At 62.6% G+C, this 601-nt stretch carries 1 pseudogene; it reads left to right on the forward strand.

Annotated features, from left to right (window positions below):
• Window positions 1–85: 85 nt before the first annotated feature.
• Window positions 86–601 (forward strand): annotated as a pseudogene (locus GL286_RS22115) (hypothetical protein); the annotation flags it as partial.

Here is a 601-nt window from a genome sequence, read left to right on the forward strand (position 1 = left end):
GATTGCCTATCTCCCCCCCGCCGCGACCTATGCCTCGCATCAGGCCCCGAAGGAGCTGATCGACAAGTTCTAGGGCGTGTTCGACATGGGCTGGAATGTCTATCGCGGCGAAGAGACCTTCGAGCGCCCGAAGGAACGCGGGATCATCCTCGAGAATGCTGAGCTGACGCCCTGCCCGGCCAGCCTGTCTGCCTGGGACAGCCTGACCGACGGCGAGAAGCGGCTTTCCGCGCGCATGATGGAGGTCTTCGCGGCCTATGGCGAGCAGGTCGATTACGAGGTGGGGCCCGTGCTCGACTACGTCAAGATGCTGCCGGACGCCGACAACGCGATGATCATCTATATCGTCGGCGACAACGGCGCCTCGGCCGAGGGCGGCTTCGGGCCTGGCCGTGTCCGGCGAATGTCGCAGGAAGGCTGCGAAAGCCTTGATAGCCCGAATATGAGACTGCGGCTCCTCGGCTTAACCGGACGTTCCCATGAGCGACGGCAACCTGAACCGCCCCGGGTTTACCGGAGAGTAAAACACTCGAAGGATGAGCCCTATGACGAAGCAGAAATTCACCCCCGCCTATCCTGCCGAACTTCGCGAACGCGGTGT

This window comes from Paracoccus aestuariivivens (assembly GCF_009711225.1).
Classification (GTDB): domain Bacteria; phylum Pseudomonadota; class Alphaproteobacteria; order Rhodobacterales; family Rhodobacteraceae; genus Paracoccus; species Paracoccus aestuariivivens.